A 20936-nucleotide genomic window follows, 5' to 3' on the forward strand; every position below is an offset into this window, starting at 1 on the left:
AAAATATTTCAAATATTAGTGGGCAAAAATCGAAAAATAAAGATGAAATTATAAAAGAACTGGATATCTCAAAAATCAAACTGAGAGAGAAAGATTTAGGAAGTTTTCATGTTGAAATTCAAGCTAAATTTAGTGAGCTTATTGATATAAGAGATTATTATGGGTGAGTAGATGTTTTTAAAATCAGTTACTATGCAGGGATTTAAATCCTTTGCAAATAGAACAAAAATTGAATTAGACGAGACTACTACGGCAATAGTGGGACCAAATGGTAGTGGCAAGAGCAATATTACTGATGCCATTACCTGGGCCCTTGGCGAAACTTCAGTGAAAAATCTTCGTGGAAATAAGATGGAAGATGTAATTTTTTCTGGAACTGATGCCAAAAGGCCACTTGGACTTGCTGAAGTTACTATTGTCTTTGACAACAGCGACAAATCTCTTAATCTTCCTTATAACGAAGTTTCTGTCACTAGAAGGATGTATAGGTCTCTTGAAAGTGAATTCTTGATTAACAATAAGAAGTGCAGGCTCAAAGACATCAAAGAACTTTTTATGGACACTGGAATAGGAAAAGATGGTTATTCTGTAATTGGTCAAGGAAAAATTGAATCTGTTCTAAGTTCAAAGCCAGAGGACAGGAGAAATATTTTTGAAGAGGCTGCAGGGATTTCAAAATACAAGTACAAAAAAGTTCAATCTACTAATAAACTTTTAAAAACAGAAGAAAACTTAGTTAGAATCGAAGACATTTTATCAGAAATAGTCCTTCAAGAAGAAAATCTCAAGGCTCAAGCTGAAAAAGCTGAAGCCTACCTAAAGGATTTTGAAGTTTTAAAAATTAATGATATTAATTTTTCCTGTAAAGATATAAAAAATAAAGAAGAAGAAATAAAAAATCTTGAAGAAACTTCAGAAAATTTAAAAATAGATTCTGATAAAATTAATTTAGAGCGCAATAATTTATATAAGGAATTGGAAGTATTAGAAGGTGAAATTTCTAATATTTCTGATAAAAACAATGAAGCCAATGAAAATTTAAATAAACAAAAAGATGAATATGACAAAATAAATTTAGAACTTACTCTTCAAAGTGAAAAGATAAATTCATTAAAAAAAGATTCTGAGAGAATTGAGTTTGAAAATTCTTCTCTTAAAGAAAGCATGCTTTTAAATAATAAAAACTTAGAAGATCTTTACAAGGATCAGGAAATTCTAAAGGAATCAAAAGATGAAATTCTAAAAAAATTAGAAGAAAAAAATAGAATTATTGAGAATTTTGAAGAAGAGTTTAAAAAATTAGAAGAAATTGGCAATTTAAATTTTGAAAATAAAAATAAAATAAAAAATGAAATAGAAAATATTAATTTTAAAAACGAAACCTTAAAGGACATTATTGAAGAAAAAAATAATAGAAAGCTCAGTTTAGAGAAAAGCATTGAAAATCTAAAAAATAATGAAGCTGAATTTGTAAAAATTATTGATAAAGATTCAAAGGAAATAGAGAAATTAAATGACTTACTTAAAAAAGAAGAATTAGACTTTGAAAAAACTGAGGAAAAGTTAAAAAATCTTGATGTAAATAATAAAGATCTTGAGAATCAGTTGATTTCAAAGAAAAATTCTTTAAATGAAATCTTGGCTAAATTAAAAATACTTGAAAATATGGAGTCAAATTATGAAGGCTACAACAGAGCTGTAAAGTCCTTTATGAATTTTTCTTCAAAGCATAATGTCTTTAAAGAGTCCTTATTTGGACCAGTTGCTGAAAAGTTTTCTGTAGAAAAAAAATATGAAAGGGCAATTTCAGTAGCTCTCGGTTCCATGGCTCAAAACATAATTGTGTCTTCAACTAAAGAAACATCAGACATGCTAAAAATTCTTGAAGACAATAAGATGGGCAGGGCAACCTTTTTGCCTCTTGATAGAGTTAATGGCAGCAAGGCAAATATAAATTCTGAAGATGGAGTAATTGGAATAGCATGCGATTTAATTAAATTTGACGAAGTTTTTTCTGGAATTTTTTATAATTTACTTGGAAGAGTTATTATTGCTGATAACTTTAAAAATGCTAGTCGCATATCAAAAAAGCACAAATTAAAAGTTGTAACCCTAAAGGGCGAGGTATTTAACCCTTCAGGAGCCATAACTGGCGGAAGTTTAAATAATTTCAACAGCAGTTTTATTTTGCGTAAAAATGAAATTAGTGAACTTCTAAATAAAGCTAAGGAAACTAATTCTGAAATTAAAAATCTTAGCCAAGATAAAAGTAAAATAGAAAAAGAAATTTTTGATTTAGAAAGTTTTTCAAGAGATTTTTCTGAAAGACAAAACTCTTATAAAATGAAAATTTCTGATATTGAAAAAAATATTTACAAAAATAAAAATGACAGAGATTTAAATACAAATTACTTAAATAAATATGAAAGAGAAAGAGATGAATTAGAAGAAAACATCAAAGTTGACTCTTCAAATTTAGAAAAAAATAATTTAGAAATTAAAAATAAAAACAAATTTTTAGAAGATCTACTTAAAGAAGTTGATAGCGGAAAAAAATTATCTGAATTGTCAAAGTCAATTGAGGCTTTGAAAAGTGAAAGAATTGAGATCCAGCTATTAGAGAGAGAAAATCGTGAAAAGCTTCTATATAATAATAGAGAATCTGAAAGAATAAAAAATGAAATTCAAAGTATTGAAGAGAAATTGAAATCTAATAAAATTACATTAGAAGATACTAGTATTAACATCAATAATAAAACAAGTTTTAATGAAGAAAATAAGATTAAATTAGAAGACCTAAAGTCATCTATAGAAAATTTAAAAATTTCTATTAATGATTTAAAAAGTCTTTTGGAAGAAAAAAATAAAGTTTTCTTAAGAAGCAAAGATAAATTAAGTGAACTAAAGGAAAAATCACTTATAATAAATTCAGAAAGAGAAAAAATCAATTTAAAAATTGATATGAACAAAAATAAAATATCAAATGAAAGTGTTAGGCTAAATGATGAGTACAATATCGAAGATTTTCACAAATACATCGACGAAAATCTTCAAGACATCAAGGAAAGTTCCATTAAAAGATTGAAGAAAAAGGTAAGAGATTATGGAGATGTAAGTATTTCATCTATTGAAGAATATAAACTTGTAAAGGAAAGACTTGACTTCTACAGCTCACAAAGAGACGACTTAATCAAGTCAAAGGAAGAAATTAAGTCAATTTTAAATAAGTTAGACCTTGAGATGAAAAAAATATTTAAAGAAGCCATGGATGAAATCTCAGAGAATTTTGCAGAAATCTTTAAGACTTTGTTTAATGGCGGGCGTGCAGAAATATGTATTGAAGGAGATTTGCTAAATTCCGGTATAGAGATAAAGGCTTCTCCTCCAGGAAAGAGACTTCAAGCTCTTTCACTTTTATCAGGTGGAGAAAAATCACTAACTGCTGTAGCACTTTTGTTTGCCCTCTTAAAATATAGGCCTGCTTCTTTTTGTATCTTAGATGAAATTGATGCAGCCCTTGATGATGCAAATATTAAAAGATATGCTGATTACCTTCTTACTTTAGAGGGAATCCAGTTTATAATAATTACTCACAGAAAACTTACAATGGAGATTGCAAAGACCATGTATGGTGTTACAATGGAAGAGAAAGGAATTAGTAAGTTGTACTCTGTAAAATTAAAGGATTAGGAGAAAAAAATGTTTGAATGGTTTAAGGATAAATTTAAGAAAAAAGAAGATGAAGTCAAGGAAGAACTTCAAGAAGTAAAGGACGAAATCTCTTCTGAAGATAATCAAGAAGAAGAGCTTGAAGAAATTCATGAAAAGTTAGAAAAAGTTTCAGAAGAAGGAAATCTATCAGAGGAAGTTTTAGAAGCGTCTGAAGACATAGAAGACACTAATGAAAAATTTCAAGATAAGGAAGTTATTGAAGAAGCAATAGAAAAGAAGACTGAAGAAAAAGAAGAAATCAAAGAAGAAATCAAAGAAGAAGATAAAAACTTAGAAGAAATCCATGAAAAGCTAGAAGAAGTTTCAGAAGAAGGAAATTTATCAGAGGAAGATTTAAAAACTTCTGAAGACATAGAAGACACTAATGAAAAATTCCAAGATAAGGAAGTAATTGAAGAGGCAATTGAAAATAAGACTGAAGAAAAAGAAGTAAATAATTTAGAAGAAAATAGCGAAAATCTCGAAGAAGAGCTTGAAGAAATAACAGAAGCGCCAAAAAAAGCTTCACTTTTTCAAAGACTAAAGGATGGTCTCGACAAAACAAGAAAAGAAGTTGGCATAAAAATTAACACTGTTCTTGGCGCCTATGTAAAAATTGACGATGAGATGTTAGAAGACCTTGAAGATATTTTAGTTTCTGCAGATGTGGGAATGGAAACTACAATGAAACTAATTGACAATTTGCGTGAAACAATAATTAGAGAAAAAGTTAATGACCCTAAAGAAGTTAAACCTCTACTATTAAAGGAAGCAAAAAAATTAATGAACCCAAAACTAAACACAAAAATTAATTCAGACCCACCAGCAATTATTTTAGTAGTTGGAGTAAATGGCGTAGGAAAAACTACAACTATTGGTAAACTTTCACAAAGATTTAAAAATGAAAACAAATCAGTTTTAGTTTGTGCGGCAGATACTTTTAGAGCTGCTGCCATTGACCAACTAAAGGAATGGGGAATTAGAGCAAATGTTGATGTAATTAGTCACGACGAAGGATCTGATCCGGCAGCAGTTGTCTTCGATGCAATTGAAGCTGCAAAGGCAAGAAATACTGATGTATTAATAGTCGACACTGCAGGAAGGCTCCACAACAAGTCAAATCTAATGAAGGAACTTGAAAAAATAAATAGAATTATTACTCAAAAATATCCTGAAGCTAATCGCGAAAATTTGTTGGTTCTCGATTCAACAACTGGTCAAAACGCAATTAATCAGGCAAAAACTTTTAAAGAAGTTACAGACATTTCTGCCATTGCCCTTACAAAACTCGATGGAACTGCAAAGGGTGGAGTTGTAATTGCCCTACAATCTGAACTTGGAATACCAATTAAACTAATTGGAGTTGGTGAAGGAATAGAGGATCTTCAAGATTTTAATATTGACACCTTCTTAGATACAATTTTTGGATAAAATTTTATAGACTTTTAAAGTAGGAGAGATCCTACTTTTTTATTGGATTTTTTTGATCAATTATAATTAACTGAAGATTAATATTATTATTTATAATTAATTTTTAAAAAACTCTTAAAAATTTCAAAAAACTATAAAAAAATTTAAAAAATTTGTTGACTTATTGAGAAGTATTAGCTACAATAATAAAGGTCAAGTAAAAAGGTTGACCTCGCTAGAAAAATGGTGATAAAAATGAATGAAAAATTTTTTAGGATGAACAGCTTACTTGATTTTTATGGAAATCTTCTCACTGAAAAGCAAAAGAAGGCTGCCTATATGTATTATGTTTATGACTGCACAATAAATGAGATATCATCTGAACTTAACATCTCAAAGCAAGCAGTCTTTGACAACTTAAAAAGGGCAGAAAATAATTTAGAAGACTTTGAAAAAAAACTTGAATTAATAAAAAATGCTAAAAAAGAAGAAGAGAGTAGAGAAATAAAAAGAAAAAAAATTGAAACTATTTTAGAAGGTATGGAAAAAGAATCTTTAAATCAAGATAATTTGAAAATTAAAGAACTTAGAAAAATACTTTTTGACTAGGAGGTGAATTTTTGGTATTCGAAAGTTTATCCGATAAATTGCAAAATACTTTGCAAAAATTGACAGGCAAAGGTAAATTATCCGAAAAAGATATTGACGCAGCTATGCGTGAAGTAAAGCTTGCACTTCTTGAGGCTGATGTTAACTTTAAAGTAGTTAAAGAATTTGTAAAAACAGTTAAAGAAAGAGCTTTGGGAAAAGAAGTTTTAGAATCTCTTACTCCAGGCCAACAAGTTATTAAAATTGTCAACGAAGAACTCACAAATTTAATGGGAACTAGCGAAGTCAAAATTGACTTCTCAAAAAAACCTACAGTTATAATGATGTGTGGTCTTCAAGGTGCAGGTAAAACTACTACAAGTGGTAAGCTTGCCAATAAATTAAAAAAAGATGGAAAGAGACCTCTTTTAGTTGCTTGTGATGTTTATAGACCAGCAGCAATAAAACAACTTCAAGTTGTTGGTAAGTCTGTTGACACTCCAGTTTTTACCATGGGAGATAAAATTTCCCCAGTAGATATTTCTAAGGCTGCTCTTGAGCATGCTAAGAAAAATGGAAATGATGTAGTAATCATAGATACAGCTGGTAGACTTCACATTGATGAAAAACTTATGAAGGAGCTTCAAGATATACATGAGGCACTTGAACCTTCTGAAGTTCTTCTTGTCCTTGATGCAATGACTGGTCAAGATGCAGTAAATGTTGCTGATACCTTTGACGATATGTTAAAGCTAACAGGTGTAATACTTACTAAACTTGATGGCGATGCAAGAGGTGGTGCTGCTCTATCTATTAGATCAGTTACTGATGTTCCTATAAAATTTATTGCTAGTGGTGAAAAGATGGATAATATTGAAGTCTTCCACCCAGACAGAATGGCTTCGAGAATTCTTGGCATGGGGGATGTGCTCTCCTTAATTGAAAAAGCACAGTCAGCTGTTGATGATAAAAAGGCAAGGGAACTTGAAGAGAAACTTAGAAAGTCAACTTTTACTTTTGAAGATTTCTTGGACCAAATGCAACAAATGAAAAACATGGGTCCTCTAGAAGATATTATTGGAATGATTCCTGGCATGAATAGCAAGGCCCTAAAGGGTATTAGCTTACCTGATAATGAATTTGCTAAAGTTGAGGCAATGATTCTTTCCATGACAAAAAAGGAAAGACAAAAGCCTGAAATTATAGATTCTTCCAGAAGGAAGAGAATTGCACAGGGTTCTGGAACTAGTCCAGCAGATGTAAATAAACTTATAAAACAGTTTAAGGACATGAGAAAAATGATGAAACAATTTGGAAACATGTCCAAAAATATGGGAAAGAGAAAATTTAAATTACCTTTTTCCTTTTAACCTAGCTTATATATTTTAATATATAAATTTTTTTGTGGAGGTGAATAATTTGGCAGTTAAAATTAGACTTAGAAGAATGGGTACAAAGAAAAAACCCTTTTATAGAATAGTTGTAGCAGACTCTAGAAGTCCTAGAGATGGAAAATTCATCGAGGAGATTGGTTATTATAACCCACTTACAGCTCCTAAGGAAGTTGTTGTAGATTCAGAAAAAGCTAACAACTGGATTAAAAATGGTGCAAAACCTACTGATACAGTTGACAGACTTTTCAGAGAAAATTCAGTATATAACACTGAAAAAGACTCAAAGGATACAGCAGAAGCAAGTGAATCAGAAGCTACTGAATAACAGTATGTTTGGAGGACCAAAATGGTTGAATTAATTGAATATATTGCTAAATCTTTAGTTGACGATCCTTCTTCAGTTGATGTGACAATGACTAAGAATGATGATTCAATTGATATTACTCTTAAAGTTGCATCAAATGATATGGGAAAAGTTATTGGCAAGCAAGGTAGAATTGCCAAGGCAATAAGAGCAATCTTAAAGGCTGTTTCACTAAAAGAAGATGTAAAGGTTAATTTGGAAATTGAAGAATATTAAAGATTCAATTACATGCATTGGTAAAATTATAAATACTCATGGCATCAAGGGTGAACTTAAAGTAGAGCCTTATACTTTTGACAAAAAAAGATTTTCAAAGTTAGATAGTGTCTTTATAGGCAATGATTTACGAGAATTTTTTATTAAAAAAGTTAGAGTAAATGATTTTGTATATATAACTTTTGAAGGTTTTGAAGATATAAATCTTGTCCTTAATTTAAAGGGCAGTGAGATTTATATTAAAGATGAAGATAGGCTAGCTTTAAAGGAAGATCAGTATTATGTATCTGATATAATTGGCAAAAAAGTCTATGACACTGAAAACAATTATATTGGTGTACTTAAAGATGTACTTGAATACCCTGCTAATGATATTTTTATAATTGAAAGTGATGATAAAAGTATTTATCAAATACCTGCAGTTAAGGAATTTATTAAAAAAATAGATTCAACAATAACTATCAAATTAATAGAAGGAATGATTTTGTGAAAATAAGTGTTTTAACATTATTTCCCGAATTCATAAATCACATTAGAGATTTTTCTATTGTTGGAAGGGCTATCGGCGAAGGAAAATTAGATCTTGAAACTGTAGATATAAGAGATTTTGCAATCAATAAATACCTACAAGTTGACGACTATCCCTATGGCGGTGGGCCAGGTATGCTAATGCAAATAAAACCAATAGTAGAGGCAATAGAATCTGTAAAGAGTGAAAAATCTAAAGTTTATTACATGTCCCCACAGGGCAAGGTTTTAACTCAGGATAAGCTAAAAGAACTTAAAAATGAAGAACACATAATACTTCTAAATGGCCATTACGAAGGTATTGACAACAGAGTCATTGAAAATTATGTAGATGAAGAAATTTCCATTGGTGACTATGTTTTAACTGGTGGAGAGTTGGCATCTATGGTAATTATTGATGGTGTATCAAGACTAATTGATGGCGTTCTTGCTAGTGATGAGTCCTTTAAAGACGAGTCACACTATAATGGGCTTTTAGAACATCCACAGTACACTAGACCAAAAGAATTTAGAGGACTTGAAGTTCCTGATATTCTTTTAAGTGGAGATCATGAAAAAATTAGGAAGTATAGACTTAGAGAGTCTATTAAAAACACTTTGCAGAAAAGGCCAGATTTATTAAAAAATAAAAATTTAAATGATGAAGAAAAAGATATATTGAAAGATTTACTGGAAGGAGGTAAAGACAATGGATTATATTAAAGCTATTGAAGATGAACAAATAAATGAAAATTTACCTAAATTTAATGTTGGGGATACTGTAAGTGTTCACTACAAGATTATTGAAGGCGAAAGACAAAGAATCCAAGTTTTTGATGGAACTGTCATGAAAATTCAAGGAAAAAGCTCTAGAAAAACTTTTACAGTAAGAAGAATTTCTTATGGTATTGGAGTTGAAAGAACTTTCCTTCTTAATTCACCAAGAATTGCCGATCTTGTTGTTACAAGAAAAGGTAGTGTTAGACGTGCTAAACTTTACTATCTTAGAGATAGACAAGGTAAAGCTGCAAAAGTTAAAGAAAAGACTAATTACTAAGAGTGGGACTTTAAGTCCTATTTTTAGTATCTTTTATTTTGAGCAAATAAATTAGAGGAGTGATTATATGAAAAAGATTTTTTTTGGAATTTTTTTAATTATTATTTTGGCAGCAGGTGCTTTTTTATTTGTTGAAAATAGAGGAACAACAAAAATTTCAACTAAATACGACAAATTCAACTTCATAACAGAAAATAAGGATATCGATAAAGATGACTTTTCCATTGAAGATGGAATGATTTACCTATCTCTTGACTACATAAAGAAATATCTTGATGAAAATATTTCTTATGATAAAGCAAGTGGAGAAGTAAGGATAGAAAACGACCACGCAAATAAAATTTTAAAGTTAAATGAATATCAAGCAAAATTCAACAGTGGAACTATTGATTTAAGAGCACCAGTTATTGAAAAAAATGGCAAGATAATGCTTCCAATTGAAGCCTTTATCTACGACTACAATGTAAGCTTGAGATATAATAAAGACATAAGACTTTTGCTTTTAGACTATAGAGACAAGGAATATGACTTAACAAAGACAAGTAAAGAAACTTTGCTTAGAGAAGATGCTTCTCGCAGAGGTCCAATTATAAAAAAACTTCCTGAAGGCGAAAAATTATATGTATATGGCGAAGAAAGTAAATACTATATTGTTAGAATGCCTGAAGGATATGCTGGCTATGTTTTAAAGAGCGATGTTGATGAAAATTTTGAAAAATTCATTTTAGCATCTGCCACAAAAAATATTTCAAAGAGTCCAATTAATTTAACTTGGGACTACACTTATGCTGAGCATTCTGATGAAAAAGTTGAGCAAATAAAAGATATTAACGGACTTGATGTAATAATTCCTACTTGGTTTTCCATTAGAAATGGAAATGGAGACATGATTGATAGAGGAAACTTAAATTATATAAAGAAGTACAATGATTTAGGCATTGAAGTATGGGCTTATTTGGACAATTCCTTTGATCCAGACATTACTCATGAGGCTCTATCAAATGAAAATACTCGCAAAAAAATCATCGATAAAACTCTTGAACTTTGTAGAAAATACAAGATGAAGGGCATCAATATAGACTTTGAACACACAAAAATTGAAGATAGAGACAATATAACTGCCTTTGTAAGAGAGTTTAGAGAAAGTGCTGGAGAAGATTTTATTATTACAGTTGATGTAACTCCGCAAATTTCATCTGATGTCACTAAGGAGCCCTACGACAGAAAAGCTTTGGCAGAAATTTCTGATTATATAGTTGTCATGTCTTATGACCAACACTGGGCATCATCTGAAGAAGCAGGTTCAGTTGCTCAATATAAATGGGTGGAAGGTAGCATTAATGTCTTGTTTAGAAATATACCTAACAGGAAAATGATCTTAGGCGTTCCACTTTATACAAGACTTTGGAAAGATTCAAATGGCAAAGTTACTTCAAAGACAATATCCATGTCAGAAGTTGCAAATATTATTGCATCAAAGGGCTTAAATCCAACTTGGGACAAAGAATCACAACAAAATTATGTGGAATATCAGGAAAATGGTGCAACATATAAAATTTGGATAGAGGATGCAAATTCCATAGAGAAAAAAGTTTCCCTAGTTAACAAATATAATCTAGCAGGCGTTGGATCTTGGAGACTTGGATTTGAAACTCAAAATATTTGGGATGTAATTTCAAAAGAATTAGAGAAAACTAATTAAAATATTGACAATTTAAAATATTAAGTATAAAATTAAAGAGTAATTAACTGTAATTTTATTAGGATGTGTTTAAAATTTTACCTGATACACATAAAATCGTGGCTAAAATTGTTCACGATAGAATTAAAGAAAAATATAATGTCAATTTAAATCTAGATAAAATGCTTTGGGGATCAATTGCACCTGATGTTTTGCCTTATTACAAGACAAAGAGACACTATTTTGATGAATCGGGAGATTATATAGCAAGAGAAATAAGTAAACTTATTTATTTTTCCAGATATTCCTATTCTGAAGGCAACGAAAGCAAGCTATTTATTAATTACATGAGCAAAAAGCTTGGCATAATTATGCATTATCTCTGTGATTTTGTATGTTATCCACACGCTTATAGAATGACTTTTATTGAAAATTTGAGAAAGCATGTTAAGTATGAACAAGATTTAGCTTTATATGCCAGAGAAAACAAATTTTTAGAAGAAAGTTTTAGAGATGTGATTTCATGTGAAGATATAAACTTTTTTGAAAATTCCAATATAAAGCTTGAGAAAAAAGTAAAGGCTTACTTGATAAAAGTTACAGAGGAATATAAAAATTCAAATCACAGCTTTGACATTGATTTAAATTTTGCTTTAAATTTATCTACGAATATTTCTATTCTTGTTATTGAATCAATACTTGAATATAATGGGGAATTTGATATACAATTTATTTAAGAAACAAAATTCTTTCACTCCTAGGGGTGAAAGATTTTTATAATTATGGAGGAAAAAGATGAGAAATAATTCTAGTGCTACAAAACTAGACCTTAGAGAAACACAGATTGCAATTAAGTCGGTAAAGGATTACTTTCAAAGGGACTTGGCAAACACTTTAAACTTACAAAGAGTTTCAGCACCTCTCTTTGTTAGACCCGAAACTGGGCTTAATGACAACTTAAATGGTGAAAAAGCAGTAGATTTTGATTTGAGACAATATGGAATCAATGTTGAAATTGTTCAATCTCTTGCAAAGTGGAAGAGAAATGCTCTTAAGGAATATAACTTCAATATGTATGAAGGAATTTACGCAGACATGAATGCCATTAGAGCTGAAGAAGAGCTTGATGAAATTCACTCTTCTTATGTGGATCAATGGGACTGGGAAAAAATAATAGACAAAAGTGACAGAAATAAGGAATATCTTTATTTAACTGTTAAAGAAATTTATTCTGTATTTAAAAGATGTGAAGAATATATTAATCAAACCTATCCTTACATTCTTTCAAAAAAATTACCAGATGAAATATTTTTTATAACTTCACAAGAACTTGAAGATTTATATCCAGGAAAGACTTCCAAAGAAAGAGAAAAATTAATTTGCAAGGACAAGGGTGCAGTATTCATCATGGGCATTGGTGCAGATTTAAATTCTGGAGAACCTCACGACCACAGAAGTCCGGATTATGACGATTGGAGTTTAAATGGCGACATCTTATTTTGGGATGAAGTCTTGGGCAATTCTCTGGAAGTTTCTAGTATGGGTATACGCGTTGATGAAGAATCTTTGAGAAGTCAATGTGAACTTGCAAATACAACTGACAGATTTAAGTTAAAATATCATCAAGATGTTTTAAATGCAAAACTCCCTTATACAATAGGTGGAGGTATAGGTCAATCTAGAATTTGTATGTTTTTCCTTGAAAAGAGTCACATTGGGGAAGTACAAGTTGGAGTATGGGATGAAAATAGTTTAAACTATTGTAAAGAAAATAAAATAAAACTATTATAAAATTTAAAAAAATTACAAATTGGATACAAATCCTCCGGAATATATAGTATAATATTTTTATACGAAACCGGAGGATTTTTTTATGGATTTGGCACAAAAATTAAATCAAGAAAATTTTAAAAGCCTTGCCTTTAAAGATATAAAAAAATACCTAATTGCAAATTTCTTGTTTAAGGGTGATTTGGATAGCATAAACATTCTACTAAATCTATACAATGTTTATGAGTCAATTGAAAATATATATCCAAGGTATGTAACTCTTGAAAATTTGAGAAAAGATATAATTAAAATTTATAGGCAAAAGGAAGGAATTGAGTTAATTGCACGCAATCTTTCTAGCCTAATTCATGATGACATCAATAGATTAGAGCTTTATCTATATTTGGAAGGCTATAGACTTGGCTTCAACTCTAAGAAACATATTAATTTATTAGAAATTATAACTTTAAAGTTTTTAACTATTGATGAACTTTACAACAGAAATAAACTTTTTCAGTACGAATTTAAAAATGAAGAAGTTTTGTCTTTTAAGAAATTAGTTTTTAAAGACATAAGAAAAGATAGGCAAATTAGGATTTTTATAAAAAGTACACTTTCAGATGTTAAGAAAAGATTACTTAACGATAAAATAAATAATATTAACAATCATCTTGATATGCAACTTATTTTTAAAAGCGAAGATGACAATGTTAAAATCAAGGAAGTGGATTCCTATTTGACTGAAAAGGAAATTGAGACTCTAAACAATAAGATTTCTAAGTTTCTATACATAGATGGATTTAGGATTTTTAGAAACGGTTTTTGGGACGGAGTCAATGATAGAGTTTTAAAGAGATACAAGTAAGGATAGTTTTATGCTATCCTTTTTAAAGTGGTGGTAATTTGGTAATAATGGGCATTGACCCTGGAATAGCAATAGTTGGTTATGGAATTTTGGAACTAAATGGCAATTCTTACAAAGTTTTGGATTATGGTGCAATCACTACAATGGCAAAAGTTCCACTTCCAGATCGATTAAATTCTATTTATGTGGAAATGAATGACTTAATTGAAAAGTATAAGCCAGAAGATATAGCTTTTGAAGAGTTATTTTTCAACAAAAATGTCAAAACAGCCATAACTGTTGCTCAGGCTCGTGGCGTTGAAGTTTTATCTGCAAAAAATAGTGGTGCAGGTTTATATGAGTACACACCACTTCAAGTTAAACAAGCTCTTGTGGGTTATGGAAGAGCTACAAAGATACAAGTTCAAGAAATGGTTAAGATGATTTTAAATTTAAAAGAAGTTCCAAAGCCTGATGATGTGGCTGACGCACTAGCTGTTGCCATTACTCATGGTAGTTCCATTAAGTTTAAAGAAAGTTTTAGGATGATATAATGATAGAATTTTTAAAGGGAAGAGTACACTCAACTGACAGAGGTTATTTAGTCCTTGAAGCCAATGGAATTGGTTATATAGTAAATATGATTTCGAGAGAGCTTCATACTTTTTATAAAAATGAAGAAGTTTTTATAAATATTCGACTTGTCCTTAGAGAAGATGCTGCAACTTTATATGGTTTTAAAGACAGTGAAACTAGAAATGCCTTTGATTTATTGACAAGTGTAACAGGAATAGGACCTAAGCTTGCCATGGGAATATTAGAGGGAGACGATGTTTCTAATATTGCAAAATACATATTGTCAAAGGATGAAAAGTCCCTTACGAAGCTCCCAGGTGTTGGCAAAAAAACTGCACAGAGAATTATTCTTGAGTTAAAAGATAAGGTTGAAAAATTAAACCTAGATTTAGATTTTGCCACAGAAGAAACTCCTCTATTTGATGAAAATGATGATTCAGCAGTTGAGGCACTTATCTCCTTGGGTTATAATGTATATGACGCAAAAAAATCACTGGAAAAAATTGATGCTTCATTAGATATATCCGAGCGCATTAGAGAAGCATTGAAATTAATGGGTTGATATAATGGATAAAAATAGATTAGTAGAGCCAGCCTTTATAGATGGCGATACAAAAGAAATTAGCCTTAGACCAAAGTGGTTAAGTGAATATATAGGTCAAGAAAAAGTTGTAGATAATTTAAAAATTTTTATTGAAGCCGCAAAAAACAGATCTGAACCACTTGATCACACTCTCTTAAGTGGACCACCTGGTCTTGGTAAAACAACTTTAGCTGGAATTATTGCCAATGAAATGGGAGTAAACTTAAAAGTCACATCTGGTCCGGCAATAGAAAAGCAAGGGGATCTTGCCAGCATACTTACAAATTTAAATAATGATGATGTCCTATTTATAGATGAAATTCACAGACTAAATAAATCTGTAGAGGAAATTCTTTATCCTGCAATGGAAGATCATGCTCTTGATATAATTATAGGAAAGGGACCTTCTGCTAGATCCATTAGACTGGACCTAGCGCCCTTTACACTAATAGGTGCTACTACAAGAGCAGGTATGCTTACATCACCTCTTAGAGATAGATTTGGTGTGATGTTAAAATTAGACTTATATGACACAAAATCTTTAGTAGAAATTATTATGAGATCTGCAAAGATTTTAAATATACCAATAGAAGAAGAAGGAGCAATGGAAATTGCTAGGAGGTCTCGTGGGACCCCTAGAATTGCCAATAGACTTTTAAAGAGAGTCAGGGATTACGCTGAAGTCAAAGAAGAGGGTGTAATAACTACAAAAGTGGCAATTAAGGGTTTAAACCTCTTAGAGATTGACAAATATGGACTTGATAATATTGACAGAAGAATAATTCTTACTATGATTGAAAAGTTCTATGGTAGACCTGTGGGTATTGACGCCATATCTGCTGCTATTGGGGAAGACAAGGGAACAGTAGAAGATGTATATGAACCTTATTTAATGCAAATAGGTTTTATTATGAGAACGCCTAGAGGAAGAGTTGCTACAAAAAGGGCTTATGACCATTTTGGAATCGAATACAAGGGTGATTGATATGAAAAAAATTTTATTGTTAGCCATATTTTTAATCTTATTGCCAACTAGCATTTTCGCAAAGGAAAGTTACGACAGAATTGATATTAAAGTTGGAAAATCTGTAAATGCGAAGGAAAATTTAAAGTTAAAATCTAAGAGCAATTTAAATATTATTACTTCAGATAATCAAGTTATAAATAGTACAAATAACAAGGAAATTGAAGTAATGTTTGATGGAAAAAATATCAATGTAAAAGGTAAAAATTTTAAACTTGCAAATTTTCCACAAGATGGTGCTTTTTTAATTAATTCTGATTCTCCAATATATGTGGATAAAATTAAGAGAAATTACAGAGGTTCCATTTCCTTTAGAGTTAATAATGGAAAACTAGACATAATAAACAATGTTCAATTAGACGATTATTTAAGAGGCGTTTTGCCTAAGGAAATGAGTCCAGAATTTCCGATGGAATCCCTAAAGGCACAAGCTCTTTGTTCTAGGTCCTTTGCTATAAATAATTTCAACAAATATACAAAAAAAGGATATAACTTAGATGACACAACAAATTCACAGGTTTATTATGGAAAAGATGTGGAAGAAAAATCTACTGATAAGGCTGTAGAAACTACTTTGGGAGAAGTCATTAAGTATGATGGAAAAATTGCAGAGACAATTTTCTGTGCTTCTTCTGGCGGATACACAGTTTCCTCAGCAGATGCCTGGGGTGGAAATGCTGTTCCATACTTAATTTCAAAGGAAGATCCTTATTCAACTCACCCTTGGGAATACACACTAAAGGACAGTGACTTGAAAAAATTAAATTTAAGCGATGTTTTTGGCGTAAATTTAGATTCTATGAATACTTCAAATAGAGTTAATAGCATAAGTTTTAGCACTTCTAAGGGCGATATAACTATGAAAGCCAAGGACTTTAGACAAAAAATTGGCAATACAAGAATTAAATCAACACTATTTGATATAGCGTGTGATAACAATAAAATAGTTGTCAAGGGAAAAGGCTATGGACATGGCGTTGGCATGAGCCAATATGGTGCTGTTGAAATGGCAAAAAAAGGAAATAACTATAAAGATATAATTGGATTTTATTTCCCTGGCACAAATATCGAAAAAATAAAATAACAGAAAGGCAAAAATGAAAACAAAGGATTTTTATTACGACTTACCAAAGGAATTGATAGCACAACACCCAACAGAAAAAAGAGATCATTCCAGACTCCTTGTATTGGACAAAAGGACTGGGGAAATGGAGCACAAACATTTTTATGACATCATAGATTATCTGAAAGAAGGGGATGTGCTAGTATTAAATGACACCAAGGTAATGCCTGCACGAATTTTTGGACATAGAGAAGGAAAGGAAGAAAAAATTGAATTTCTTCTTTTAAATCACAAGGGTGACACCTGGGAATGTTTATCTAAACCAGGAAGAAAAGCACAAATAGGCACTAAAATAATTTTTAGTGACAAATTATCTGCTGAAGTAGTTGATATTTCAAAAGATGGCTCAAGATTTTTAAAATTTGAATATGAAGGAATTTTTGAAGAAATATTAGATGAACTTGGAGAAATGCCACTACCACCTTATATTACTGAAAAGTTAGAAGATAAAAATAGATACCAAACTGTATATGCAAGGGAAGAAGGTTCAGCTGCTGCACCAACAGCAGGTCTTCACTTTACACAGGAACTTCTTCAAAAAGTAAAGGACAAGGGCGTTGAAATTTGCTACATCACACTTCATGTTGGCATTGGAACTTTTAGACCAGTTAAAGTTGAAAATATTGATGAACATGAAATGCACTCCGAATTTTACATCATGACAAAAGAAGTTGCAGATAAAATTAATGCTGCAAAGGATAGAGGAAGTAGAGTAATTGCTGTTGGAACTACAAGTGTAAGAACTGTTGAATCCATTGCAGATGAAAGTGGAAGAGTTTGTGAAAAAAGTGGATTTACAAATATATTTATTTATCCACCCTACAAGTTTAAGTGCATAGATGCTCTTATAACTAATTTTCACTTGCCAGAGTCAACACTTTTAATGCTAGTGTCCTCACTTTCAACAAGAGAAATTATTTTAAAGGCATACAAGGAAGCTGTAAAAGAAAAATATAGGTTTTTCAGCTTTGGCGATGCAATGTTTATAAGGTAGGTTTTATGTTTAAATTTGAACTATTAAAAACTGCTAAGGATTCAAAGGCTAGACTTGGCAAAATTACAACTAATCATGGAGAAATAGAGACACCAATATTTATGCCAGTGGGCACAAGAGCAACAGTAAAGACTATGACTCCTGATGAGCTAAAAAAAATAGGCTCACAAATTATTCTTTCGAATACTTATCATTTATTTTTAAGACCAGGAACTGATATCATAGAAAAAGCTGGCGGACTTCACAATTTTATGAATTGGGACAAGCCAATTCTTACAGATTCAGGCGGATTTCAAGTTTTTTCTCTATCAGATAACAGAAAAATAACTGAAGAAGGAGTTCACTTTAGAAGTCACATAGATGGCAGTAAAATGTTTATTTCACCAGAAAAATCTATTGATATTCAAAATGTTTTGGGCTCTGATATTATGATGGCTTTTGACGAATGTGCACCCTATCCTGCAAGTCATGAATATATTGACAATTCCATGAGAAGAACTCTTAGATGGGCAGAAAGATGTAAAGAACATCACAAAAATATAGACAAGCAAACACTTTTTGGAATAATTCAAGGTGGTATGTATAAAGATTTAAGGGAAATTTCAGCAAAAGAAATGGTTGATATGGACTTCAAGGGTTATTCTATTGGAGGTCTATCAGTTGGTGAGCCTCTTGATTTAATGAATGATATTTTGGATTACACTACAGACTTTATGCCAGAAAATAAACCAAGATATTTAATGGGAGTTGGCAGCCCCGACTATTTATTTGAAGCTGTGGAAAGAGGCGTGGATATGGCAGACTGCGTTCTTCCAACTAGGATAGCAAGAAACGGAACTGTCTTAACTCATAAGGGAAGAATTGCCATAAAGAATGCTCTCTATAAAGAAGACTTTTCATCTCTTGACGAAGATTGCGACTGTTATACTTGTAGGAATTTCTCCAAGGCTTATATAAGGCATTTATTTAATGTTGATGAAATACTTGGAATGAGACTTGCTACAATACACAATTTATATTTCTTATTGGATATGATGAAAAACATAAGAGAGTCTATCAAGGGCGATTATTTCTTAGAATATAAAAATGATTTCTACAAAAAATATGGTTATAAATAATTTCTTGTTAAGTCATGGGATTAAATGTATAATATAATTATTAATAATAAACAAGAAAGGAGTTAATAATGGATCAAAACACAATGTTAAACTTTATTCCTTTAATATTGATGTTTGTTGTTTTTTATTTTTTAATAATAAGACCACAAAAGAAAAAAGCAAATGAAGTAAACGAAATGCGCGAAAACTTAAAAGTGGGCGATAAAATAATAACAATCGGTGGAATAATTGGTAAAATTATTCTTGTAAAGGAAGACTACTTAGTTATTGAAACTTCATCAGACAATACAAAAATTGAAATAATGAAGTGGGGAATTAACGGTACTTACAAAAAGAATACTGAACTTAAAGACTCAGAAGAAGAATAGGAGATACTATGAAACATATAAAGACACTTACAAAGAAAAATCTAAAAAAAACTTATGAAAAAGGCGGATGTGGTGAATGCCAAACATCTTGTCAATCAGCTTGCAAGACTAGCTGCACAGTTGGAAATCAAAAATGCGAAAATTCTGAAAACTAAGGCAAGGGAAACCTTGCTTTTATTTTTGTTAAGGGATGTAAAGGAGTAAAGATGGTAGAAAGAATTCACAAATTTTATTTAAACGATAGATACATTGTCCTTGATATTGCCAGCGGATCAGTTCATGTTGTTGAAAAAATTGTTTATGAAATGATTGATGATTATGAAAAATTATCAAAAGAAGAAATTATAGATAAATTTTCAAAACTTTATAATAAAGAAGATGCTATTGAAGCCTATGAAGAAATAGATTATTTAACTAAGGAAGGTCTATTATTTTCTGAAGATGAACATTTTAAACTTCCAAAGTATAATCCAGAAAATGTTGTTAAAGCTCTTTGCCTTCATGTTGCTCACGATTGTAATTTGAGATGTAAGTATTGTTTTGCTTCTCAAGGAGACTTCAAGGGCGACAGGAGTTTAATGTCCTTTGAAACTGGAAAGAAGGCCTTAGACTTTATTTTAAAAAATTCTGGAAATAGAAAAAATCTTGAAGTTGACTTCTTTGGTGGCGAGCCTTTAATGAATTTTGACCTTGTAAAGAAACTTGTTGCCTATGGAAGAGAAGAAGAAAAGAAATATGATAAGCACTTTAGATTTACAATTACAACTAATGGAATGCTTTTAAATAAAGAAATTGAAGACTTTATCAACGAAAACATGGACAATGTTGTTCTTTCTATTGACGGAAGAAAAGAAATCAACGATGAGATGCGCCCAACAATAAATGGCAAGGGCTCCTATGATGTAATAGTTCCAAAATTTAAAGAACTAATCGACAAGAGAGGCGACAAGGATTACTTTATTAGAGGAACTTTTACAAATGAAAATTTAGATTTCTCTGAAGACTTAAAGGATTTTTATTCTCACGGCTTTAAAAAGACTTCCATTGAGCCAGTTGTAACTGATGAAAGAGAGCCTTATGCCATTAGAGAAGAACATTTAGATAAAATTTTAAGTGAATATGAAAAGATGAGCAAAGACTACATTGAAATAAGAAAAAAGGACAAGGACTTTTCTTTCTTCCACTTTATAATCGACTTATCACAAGGACCTTGCATAGTAAAGAGAACTGTTGGCTGTGGTGCAGGATCTGAATATGTAGCAATAACACCTCAAGGAGAAATTTATCCTTGCCACCAATTTGTTGGCGAAGAAGAATTTTTACTTGGAAATGTTGACGACGGAATTTTAAATACTGAACTTAGAGACAAATTTAAAAATTCCAATGTCTACACTAACGAAGACTGTCCATCCTGCTGGGCAAGATACTATTGCTCAGGCGGATGCCATGCCAATGCTTATTACAGCAACAAGGACATCAGTAAACCTTATAAGGTTGGCTGTGCCATGGAAAAGAAAAGAATTGAATGTGCAATTTCAGTTTTAGCAAATGAAGAATAATTTTAAAATTTATGAACCCTGAGGGGCTCTTAATTAGGGATTTATTTCC

The 20936-nt window shown here is 30.9% G+C and carries 22 protein-coding genes; all 22 read left to right on the forward strand.

Annotated elements, in window-relative coordinates; all coding sequences use genetic code 11:
- Positions 1 to 171 precede the first annotated feature (171 nt).
- The 22 genes from smc (at position 172) to scfB (ending at position 20887) form a co-directional block, all read left to right on the forward strand.
- Complete coding sequence (gene smc, locus HMPREF2801_RS01065; protein ID WP_070610160.1) at positions 172 to 3690, forward strand: chromosome segregation protein SMC; 3519 nt, start codon at positions 172 to 174, stop codon at positions 3688 to 3690.
- Positions 3691 to 3699: 9 nt separating this feature from the next.
- Complete coding sequence (gene ftsY / locus HMPREF2801_RS01070; RefSeq protein ID WP_070610163.1) at positions 3700 to 5142, forward strand: signal recognition particle-docking protein FtsY; 1443 nt, start codon at positions 3700 to 3702, stop codon at positions 5140 to 5142.
- A gap of 234 nt (positions 5143 to 5376) precedes the next feature.
- A complete protein-coding gene (gene ylxM, locus HMPREF2801_RS01075; protein WP_070610165.1) occupies positions 5377 to 5730 on the forward strand; it encodes a YlxM family DNA-binding protein in 354 nt (117 codons plus the stop codon).
- A gap of 11 nt (positions 5731 to 5741) precedes the next feature.
- Positions 5742 to 7079 (forward strand): signal recognition particle protein, encoded by a 1338-nt coding sequence (ffh, locus tag HMPREF2801_RS01080; protein ID WP_019124484.1) that lies wholly within the window; start codon positions 5742 to 5744, stop codon positions 7077 to 7079.
- A gap of 49 nt (positions 7080 to 7128) precedes the next feature.
- The gene (gene rpsP, locus HMPREF2801_RS01085) at positions 7129 to 7428 is read left to right on the forward strand and encodes a 30S ribosomal protein S16 (RefSeq protein ID WP_070610167.1); all 300 of its coding nucleotides are present in this window, start codon (positions 7129 to 7131) and stop codon (positions 7426 to 7428) included.
- Positions 7429 to 7449: 21 nt separating this feature from the next.
- Positions 7450 to 7683 carry a KH domain-containing protein gene (locus HMPREF2801_RS01090; RefSeq protein ID WP_019124482.1) on the forward strand — a complete coding sequence of 78 codons (234 nt, stop codon included), beginning with the start codon at positions 7450 to 7452 and terminating at the stop codon, positions 7681 to 7683.
- Positions 7670 to 8173: a ribosome maturation factor RimM gene (gene rimM / locus HMPREF2801_RS01095; RefSeq protein WP_070610168.1), complete on the forward strand. Its 504-nt coding sequence runs from the start codon at positions 7670 to 7672 to the stop codon at positions 8171 to 8173. The genes HMPREF2801_RS01090 and rimM overlap by 14 nt, the downstream gene beginning before the upstream one ends.
- Positions 8170 to 8913 (forward strand): tRNA (guanosine(37)-N1)-methyltransferase TrmD, encoded by a 744-nt coding sequence (gene trmD, locus HMPREF2801_RS01100; protein WP_070610169.1) that lies wholly within the window; start codon positions 8170 to 8172, stop codon positions 8911 to 8913. Before rimM ends, trmD begins: the two co-directional genes overlap by 4 nt.
- Positions 8900 to 9247, forward strand: a complete 348-nt coding sequence (rplS, locus tag HMPREF2801_RS01105) for a 50S ribosomal protein L19 (protein ID WP_070610170.1) — start codon at positions 8900 to 8902, stop codon at positions 9245 to 9247. The genes trmD and rplS overlap by 14 nt, the downstream gene beginning before the upstream one ends.
- A gap of 67 nt (positions 9248 to 9314) precedes the next feature.
- A complete protein-coding gene (locus tag HMPREF2801_RS01110; RefSeq protein ID WP_070610171.1) occupies positions 9315 to 10949 on the forward strand; it encodes a glycosyl hydrolase family 18 protein in 1635 nt (544 codons plus the stop codon).
- Between the two features lie 65 nt (positions 10950 to 11014).
- Positions 11015 to 11665 (forward strand): zinc dependent phospholipase C family protein, encoded by a 651-nt coding sequence (locus HMPREF2801_RS01115; protein ID WP_070610172.1) that lies wholly within the window; start codon positions 11015 to 11017, stop codon positions 11663 to 11665.
- 58 nt (positions 11666 to 11723) lie between these two features.
- Positions 11724 to 12719 (forward strand): aspartate--ammonia ligase, encoded by a 996-nt coding sequence (gene asnA / locus HMPREF2801_RS01120; RefSeq protein WP_070610173.1) that lies wholly within the window; start codon positions 11724 to 11726, stop codon positions 12717 to 12719.
- An 82-nt stretch (positions 12720 to 12801) separates the two neighbouring features.
- Positions 12802 to 13563, forward strand: a complete 762-nt coding sequence (locus HMPREF2801_RS01125; protein WP_070610174.1) for a hypothetical protein — start codon at positions 12802 to 12804, stop codon at positions 13561 to 13563.
- 38 nt (positions 13564 to 13601) lie between these two features.
- On the forward strand, positions 13602 to 14096 hold the full coding sequence (gene ruvC, locus HMPREF2801_RS01130) for a crossover junction endodeoxyribonuclease RuvC (protein ID WP_070610175.1): 495 nt from the start codon (positions 13602 to 13604) through the stop codon (positions 14094 to 14096).
- Positions 14096 to 14680 carry a Holliday junction branch migration protein RuvA gene (gene ruvA / locus HMPREF2801_RS01135; RefSeq protein WP_070610176.1) on the forward strand — a complete coding sequence of 195 codons (585 nt, stop codon included), beginning with the start codon at positions 14096 to 14098 and terminating at the stop codon, positions 14678 to 14680. The genes ruvC and ruvA overlap by 1 nt, the downstream gene beginning before the upstream one ends.
- 4 nt (positions 14681 to 14684) lie before the next feature.
- Positions 14685 to 15686 carry a Holliday junction branch migration DNA helicase RuvB gene (ruvB, locus tag HMPREF2801_RS01140; RefSeq protein ID WP_070610177.1) on the forward strand — a complete coding sequence of 334 codons (1002 nt, stop codon included), beginning with the start codon at positions 14685 to 14687 and terminating at the stop codon, positions 15684 to 15686.
- Between the two features lies 1 nt (position 15687).
- Positions 15688 to 16809, forward strand: coding sequence for a SpoIID/LytB domain-containing protein (locus HMPREF2801_RS01145; protein WP_070610178.1), 1122 nt, complete (start codon positions 15688 to 15690; stop codon positions 16807 to 16809).
- Between the two features lie 13 nt (positions 16810 to 16822).
- A complete protein-coding gene (gene queA / locus HMPREF2801_RS01150; RefSeq protein WP_070610179.1) occupies positions 16823 to 17842 on the forward strand; it encodes a tRNA preQ1(34) S-adenosylmethionine ribosyltransferase-isomerase QueA in 1020 nt (339 codons plus the stop codon).
- A gap of 5 nt (positions 17843 to 17847) precedes the next feature.
- Positions 17848 to 18960, forward strand: coding sequence for a tRNA guanosine(34) transglycosylase Tgt (tgt, locus tag HMPREF2801_RS01155; RefSeq protein ID WP_070610180.1), 1113 nt, complete (start codon positions 17848 to 17850; stop codon positions 18958 to 18960).
- 68 nt (positions 18961 to 19028) lie between these two features.
- On the forward strand, positions 19029 to 19328 hold the full coding sequence (yajC, locus tag HMPREF2801_RS01160) for a preprotein translocase subunit YajC (RefSeq protein WP_070610181.1): 300 nt from the start codon (positions 19029 to 19031) through the stop codon (positions 19326 to 19328).
- An 8-nt stretch (positions 19329 to 19336) separates the two neighbouring features.
- Positions 19337 to 19483, forward strand: a complete 147-nt coding sequence (gene scfA / locus HMPREF2801_RS01165) for a six-cysteine ranthipeptide SCIFF (RefSeq protein WP_019107118.1) — start codon at positions 19337 to 19339, stop codon at positions 19481 to 19483.
- Positions 19484 to 19534: 51 nt separating this feature from the next.
- A complete protein-coding gene (scfB, locus tag HMPREF2801_RS01170) occupies positions 19535 to 20887 on the forward strand; it encodes a thioether cross-link-forming SCIFF peptide maturase (RefSeq protein WP_070610182.1) in 1353 nt (450 codons plus the stop codon).
- Positions 20888 to 20936 lie beyond the last annotated feature (49 nt).

The sequence above is a fragment of the Peptoniphilus sp. HMSC062D09 genome (genome assembly GCF_001811425.1).
Taxonomy (GTDB): domain Bacteria; phylum Bacillota; class Clostridia; order Tissierellales; family Peptoniphilaceae; genus Peptoniphilus_A.